4 protein-coding genes and 1 pseudogene are annotated in these 6923 nt (G+C 54.8%); all 5 read left to right on the forward strand.

Annotated elements, in window-relative coordinates; genetic code table 11:
* Positions 1 to 540 precede the first annotated feature (540 nt).
* Positions 541 to 3402: pseudogene (rpoC, locus tag COA55_RS11105) on the forward strand (DNA-directed RNA polymerase subunit beta'); the annotation flags it as partial.
* A gap of 217 nt (positions 3403 to 3619) precedes the next feature.
* Positions 3620 to 3991: a 30S ribosomal protein S12 gene (gene rpsL, locus COA55_RS11110; RefSeq protein WP_011587675.1), complete on the forward strand. Its 372-nt coding sequence runs from the start codon at positions 3620 to 3622 to the stop codon at positions 3989 to 3991.
* Positions 3992 to 4124: 133 nt separating this feature from the next.
* Positions 4125 to 4595, forward strand: a complete 471-nt coding sequence (gene rpsG / locus COA55_RS11115) for a 30S ribosomal protein S7 (RefSeq protein WP_063518893.1) — start codon at positions 4125 to 4127, stop codon at positions 4593 to 4595.
* 79 nt (positions 4596 to 4674) lie between these two features.
* Positions 4675 to 6774: an elongation factor G gene (gene fusA, locus COA55_RS11120; protein WP_290502200.1), complete on the forward strand. Its 2100-nt coding sequence runs from the start codon at positions 4675 to 4677 to the stop codon at positions 6772 to 6774.
* Positions 6775 to 6806: 32 nt separating this feature from the next.
* A partial coding sequence (locus COA55_RS11125; RefSeq protein WP_290502202.1) for a GTP-binding protein occupies positions 6807 to 6923 on the forward strand: 117 nt, incomplete at its 3' end.

Raw genomic sequence — 6923 nt, forward strand, 5'->3', positions numbered from 1 at the left:
TTAAAAGAATTTGATTCAAATAGCACGGGGTTGGTTGCCTATGAAGTTAATTCTACTGAAAATATTATCGTAAAAGCCTTCGCCACCCATCAAAACACATCATCCTTAACCTCATTCGATGCCCCATACTCTTAATCAAACCAACCCGTATTAAATTATCTAGCATCATGTGAAAAAGAAAGTGAAATCGCATCTCCATTTAACTAAAAGGGTATTCTTAATTCTTTAAGCAGAGGAGGAGAGAAAGAAGATGAAACTCTAAGTTTAGGTGGAAGCGGGATTGGAAAGGTTGAATAGCATTCTATGTACCAAAGTTCCGACTTCCGTTAAAAATACCTCTGTAAAAACAACGACACCACATCCTTCATAAGCCTCGAACATCAACTAACAACCTCCAACAAAGAAGGATCAAAATACACAGATGAAGAAAGTCTTGGAAGATATAAAAAAGAGCTTCATTCAATTTAAGAAAAGATGAAATAGTTGAGGTAAAGTGATGAGGTTGTTGCTGAGAGGAGTTTTGGAGAGATTTAATAGGAGGAGTTGCACCCGCTGGTGTGTGCGGCCTTCAACGCCGACTTCGATGGTGACCAGATGGCGGTGCACGTACCGCTGACCCTGGAAGCCCAGCTCGAAGCCCGTGCGCTGATGATGTCCACCAACAACATCCTGTCTCCGGCCAATGGTGAGCCCATCATCGGACCGACCCAGGACGTGGTGCTGGGCCTGTACTACATCAGCCGTGAGCGTGTGAACGCCCAGGGCGAAGGTCAGGTCTTTGCCGACACCAAGGAAGTGATGCGTGCCCTGGCCAACAAGCAGGTGCACCTGCACGCCCGGGTTAAAGTGCGTGTCCACGAAGTGGTGAAAGACCAGCAAGGTAACGTGGAAGAGCGTACCTTCATCGTCGATACCACGCCGGGTCGCTGTAAACTGTGGGATATCGTGCCGGCGGGTCTGGGCTACGAGATGGTCAACCAGAACATGACCAAGAAGGCCATTAGCAAGCTGCTGAACACCTGCTACCGTATCCTGGGTACCAAAGAGACCTGCATCTTTGCTGACCAGCTGATGTACCTGGGCTTCCGTGAAGCCACCCTGTCCGGTTCCTCCATTGGTGTGGAAGACATGGTGATCCCGGATGCCAAGTACACCATGATCGACGCTGCCGAAGAGGAAGTGCGCGAGATCGAGGAGCAGTTCGCTTCCGGTCTGGTAACCCGCGGTGAGCGTTACAACAAGGTCGTGGATATCTGGGCGCGGACCAATGACCAGATCGCCAAGGCGATGATGGAGAACCTGAAAGTCGAAGTGGTGAAGAACCGCGAAGGCAAGGACGAAGAGCAGGGCTCCTTCAACTCCATCTTCATGATGGCCGATTCCGGGGCGCGGGGTTCTGCGGCCCAGATTCGTCAGCTGGCCGGTATGCGTGGTCTGATGGCCAAGCCGGATGGCTCCATTATCGAAACGCCTATTACCAGTAACTTCCGTGAAGGTCTGAACGTACTCCAGTACTTCATCTCTACTCACGGGGCGCGTAAAGGTCTGGCGGATACTGCACTGAAAACAGCGAACTCCGGTTACCTGACTCGTCGTCTGGTGGATGTGGCGCAGGATCTGGTGATCAACGAGAACGATTGCGGCACTGAAGAAGGCCTGCTGATGACACCGCTGATTGAAGGTGGTGACGTGGTAGAGCCGCTGCGCGAACGTGTTCTCGGTCGTGTGGTTGCCCGTGACGTGATGAACCCGCTGAATCTGGACGAAGTGGCGGTGGAAGCCGGCACCCTGCTGGACGAAGTCTGGGTTGAGCAGCTGGAAACCATGGGTGTGGACGAAGTGCTGGTGCGCTCGCCGATTACCTGTGCCACCCGCTGGGGTGTGTGTGCCACCTGTTACGGTCGTGATCTAGCCCGTGGTCATCAGGTGAATGTGGGCGAGGCTGTTGGTGTTATTGCGGCGCAGTCCATTGGTGAGCCGGGTACCCAGCTGACCATGCGTACCTTCCACATTGGTGGTGCGGCAAGCCGGGCCTCTGCGGTGTCCAGCATCCAGATCAAGCACGGCGGTAAGGTGCGTTTCCACAATGCCAAGCACGTGCAGCACAAGGATGGCCTGGTGATCGTGTCACGTTCCGCTGATCTGGCCGTTGCCGATGAGCTGGGCCGTGAGCGTGAACGTTACAAGCTGCCCTACGGTGCCACCGTGACCGTGAATGAAGGTGACGAAGTGGGTGGTGGTCAGGTTGTTGCAACCTGGGATCCACACACGCACCCGATTATCGCGGAAGTGGAAGGTAAGGTTCAGTTCGGTGATATGGAAGAAGGTATCACTGTAAACCACCAGACCGACGAGCTGACCGGCCTGACCAATATCGAAGTGCTCGGTTCCCAGAATCGCCCGTCTGCCGGTAAGGACATGCGTCCGGTAATCCGGGTAGTGGACAGCAAGGGCAAAGCCGTTGTGATGCCCAACACTGATATGCCGGCGCAGTACTTCCTGCCGGGCGGTGCGCTGTGTGGCCTGAAGGATGGCGCCAGCATCGGTGTGGGTGATGTGATTGCGCGGATTCCCCAGGAATCCTCCAAGACCCGTGACATCACCGGTGGTTTGCCCCGCGTTGCGGATCTGTTCGAAGCCCGTAACCCGAAAGAAGCCGCCATCCTGGCCGAGAAGACTGGTACCGTGTCCTTCGGTAAAGAAACCAAAGGCAAGGTTCGCTTGGTGATAACACCGGATAACAGTGATGACAATTACGAAGAACTGATTCCCAAGTGGCGTCAGCTCAACGTGTTTGAAGGTGAGCGGGTAGAGAAGGGTGAAGTGGTCTCTGATGGTCCGCTGAACCCCCACGATATCCTGCGCCTGAAAGGTGAATCGGAGCTGGCCCGTTACATCGTTAACGAAGTGCAGGAGGTTTACCGCCTGCAGGGTGTGAAGATCAATGACAAGCACATTGAAACGATCATCCGCCAGATGCTGCGCAAAGTAGAGATCCTGGAAGTGGGTGAGTCTCACTTCATCAAGGGTGAGCAGGCAGAATATGCCCGCGTCATGGAAGAGGTCGACCGTCTGAAAGCCGAAGACAAGATGCTGCCGCAATATCAGCGTCTGTTGTTGGGTATCACCAAGGCTTCCCTGGCCACCGAGTCCTTCATCTCTGCAGCGTCTTTCCAGGAAACCACCCGCGTTCTCACCGAAGCGGCGGTAACCGGCAAGGAAGACGACCTGCGTGGCCTGAAAGAGAACGTGGTTGTGGGTCGTCTGATTCCGGCCGGTACCGGCTATGCCTACCACATGGACCGTCGCCGCCAGCGTGCTGACGCACGCGGGCCGGAAGCGCCGACCATGGACGAGGTGGAAGCGGCTCTGTCCGAGGCGCTTAGCTCCTCCGACGAGTAGTGCGGGCGTTTTCTTGACCCGATAATGGCACCCGCACAAGTGGCTGGTGCCATTTCGCCCCTTCGGGGGCAACCGTAGAGATTCTCCGTCGCCTTGACGGGATGCCGGAGGCTCCCTACAATCGCTGCCCCCATGATTTCATGGGCGGTAATTGGGTGGCATGGGCCGTAAACTGACGGCTTTTGTCACAGAACTGTAAGCGTGAGGCAGTAGTTTCATGGCAACTGTAAACCAGCTGGTGCGCAAGCCGCGCAAAAGCAAGGTAGAAAAGAGCGACTCCGTAGCCCTGCAGGGCTGCCCCCAGCGTCGCGGCGTTTGCACTCGGGTGTATACCACTACTCCGAAGAAGCCTAACTCCGCGCTGCGTAAAGTGTGTCGTGTGCGTCTGACCAACGGTTATGAAGTCTCTTCCTACATTGGTGGTGAAGGGCATAACCTGCAGGAGCACTCCGTAGTTCTGATCCGTGGCGGTCGTGTAAAAGACCTTCCCGGTGTTCGCTACCACACCGTACGTGGCACCCTGGATACGGCAGGCGTGCAGGACCGCAAACAGCGTCGCTCCAAGTATGGCGCCAAGCGTCCGAAGTAATACCTGGAAACCTTTTCTGAATGCCGTAGCCCCTGTGGCTGCGGAGGGATGAGTAAGGTCCGGACGGCATGCCGTTCCGGAGTCACCTGAAGCTTTCCCCGCCCAAAGCGGGAATGTTAGAGGAACACATCCGATGCCAAGACGTCGCGTTGTCGCCAAACGGGAGATCCTGCCGGATCCGAAGTTTGGAAGCCAGATTCTGGCCAAGTTCATGAACCATGTAATGGTCAGTGGTAAAAAGTCTGTATCCGAGCGTATTGTTTACGGTGCGCTGGATATTATCACCGAACGCAAAGGGGCTGATTCCCTGGAGATGTTCGAGAAGGCGCTGGACAATATCCGTCCTGCCGTCGAGGTAAAGAGCCGCCGTGTTGGTGGTGCGACTTACCAGGTTCCTGTTGAGGTTCGTCCCAGCCGCCGTACTGCTTTGGCAATGCGTTGGTTGGTAGATGCTGCCCGTAAGCGTGGCGAGAAGAGCATGCCTGCTCGTCTGGCCGGCGAAGTGATGGATGCCGCTGAAGGCAAGGGTGCTGCGATGAAGAAGCGTGAAGACGTGCATCGCATGGCCGAGGCCAACAAGGCCTTCTCCCACTTCCGCTTCTAAAGGCAGAAGACAAGCGAGTGAAACCGGCCTGTGTACAGGCCGGTTTTTGTATTTGAACCAGTGAATCGAGGTTAGCACCGTGGCTCGTAAGACTCCTCTTAATCGCTATCGCAACATCGGTATCTGTGCGCACGTAGATGCGGGCAAGACCACTACTACCGAGCGTATTCTTTTCTACACCGGTGTGTCTCACAAAATTGGTGAGGTGCACGACGGTGCTGCCACCATGGACTGGATGGAGCAGGAACAGGAGCGTGGTATTACCATTACCTCCGCTGCGACCACCACTTTCTGGCAGGGCATGGACCAGCAGTACGATCAGCACCGTATCAACATCATTGATACCCCCGGGCACGTTGACTTCACTATTGAAGTAGAGCGTTCGTTGCGTGTACTCGATGGTGCCGTGGTGGTGTTCTGTGGTTCTTCCGGCGTTGAGCCGCAGTCCGAGACTGTATGGCGCCAGGCCAATAAATATGAAGTGCCGCGTATTGTGTTCGTCAACAAGATGGACCGCGCTGGCGCAGATTTTGACTCCGTTTGTAACCAGATTCGCAAGCGTCTGGGTGCTTCCGTTGTGCCGATTCAGTACAACATCGGTACGGAAGATAACTTCAAGGGTGTTGTCGACCTGATCCGGATGAAGGCTATCTACTGGAACGAAGACGACATGGGGATGACCTACGAAGAGAAGGACATCCCGGACGACATCAAGGCGCGTTGTGACGAGCTCCGTGAGCAAATGACGGAAGCGGCAGCAGAAGGCTCTGAAGAGCTGATGGAAAAGTACCTGGAAGAAGGTGACCTTTCCAATGACGATATCAAGGCGGGTCTGCGTAAGCAGGTTCTGGCCAACGAAATCGTTCTCGGCTTGTGTGGTTCCGCGTTCAAAAACAAAGGCGTTCAGGCGCTGCTCGACGCAGTTATCGAATTCCTGCCGGCCCCGGATGAGGTAAAAGCTATCCAGGGTGTGCTGCCGGATGGCGAAACCGTCGAAGCGCGTAAGTCTTCCGACGATGAGCCGTTCTCCGCGCTGGCTTTCAAGATCGCTACCGACCCGTTTGTGGGGTCTCTGACCTTCATTCGTGTCTACTCCGGTGTGCTGAATTCCGGTGATAGCGTGATGAACTCCGTACGCGAGAAGAAAGAGCGTGTGGGGCGTTTGCTGCAAATGCACGCAAACAGCCGTGAAGAAATCAAGGAAGTACTGGCGGGCGATATCGCGGCCTGTGTTGGCATGAAGGACGTCACTACCGGTGACACCCTGTGTGACATGAAGAGCCCGATCGTTCTGGAGCGTATGGAATTCCCGGATCCGGTAATCTCCGTTGCTGTGGAGCCCAAGTCCAAGGCAGACCAGGAAAAAATGGGTCTGGCGCTGGGCCGTCTCGCGCAGGAAGATCCGTCTTTCCGTGTGAAGACCGACGAAGAAACCGGCCAGACTATTATCTCTGGTATGGGCGAGCTGCACCTGGATATTCTCGTCGATCGTATGAAGCGTGAATTCAAGGTGGAAGCGAATATCGGTGCGCCGCAGGTGGCATACCGTGAAACCTTCACCCGCCCTGCTGATGTGGACGGTAAGTTCGTGAAGCAGTCCGGTGGTCGTGGTCAGTACGGTCACGTTAAGGTCAAGTTCGAGCCTATCGATCGTGATGAAGAGTTCCAGTTCGAGGAACAGATTCACGGTGGTTCCGTACCCAAGGAATACTTTGGTGCGGTACAGAAGGGTATCGATGAACAGCTGCAAGCCGGTGTACTGGCGGGCTACCCGATTCTTGGCGTGAAAGCGACTCTGTACGATGGTTCCTACCACGAGGTGGATTCCAACGAAAACGCTTTCCGTATGGCGGGTGCCCTGGCTGTGAAGAATGCAGCCAAGGAAGCCGGTGCGGTACTGCTTGAGCCGATGATGAAGGTAGAAGCGGTAACCCCGGAAGACTACATGGGTGACGTGATGGGTGACTTGAACCGTCGCCGTGGTATCGTTCAGGGCATGGAAGACACCATGGCCGGCAAGATTATTCGTGCCGAGGTGCCTTTGTCTGAAATGTTCGGTTACGCTACTGATCTGCGTTCCATGTCTCAGGGCCGTGCCAGCTACTCCATGGAGTTCCTGAAGTACGCTGAGGCACCAAAGAATATCGCTGATGAAGTCATCAGCGGCAAGAAATCTTAAATTTACGGTTAATTTGTTAAAGGTATAGAGCCGTGGCTAAGGAAAAGTTCGAACGTAATAAACCGCACGTAAACGTAGGCACCATCGGTCACGTTGACCATGGTAAAACCACCCTGACCGCCGCGCTGACCCGCGTGTGTGCAGAAGTC

Source organism: Alcanivorax sp. (assembly GCF_002733835.1).
Taxonomy (GTDB): Bacteria; Pseudomonadota; Gammaproteobacteria; order Pseudomonadales; family Alcanivoracaceae; genus Alcanivorax.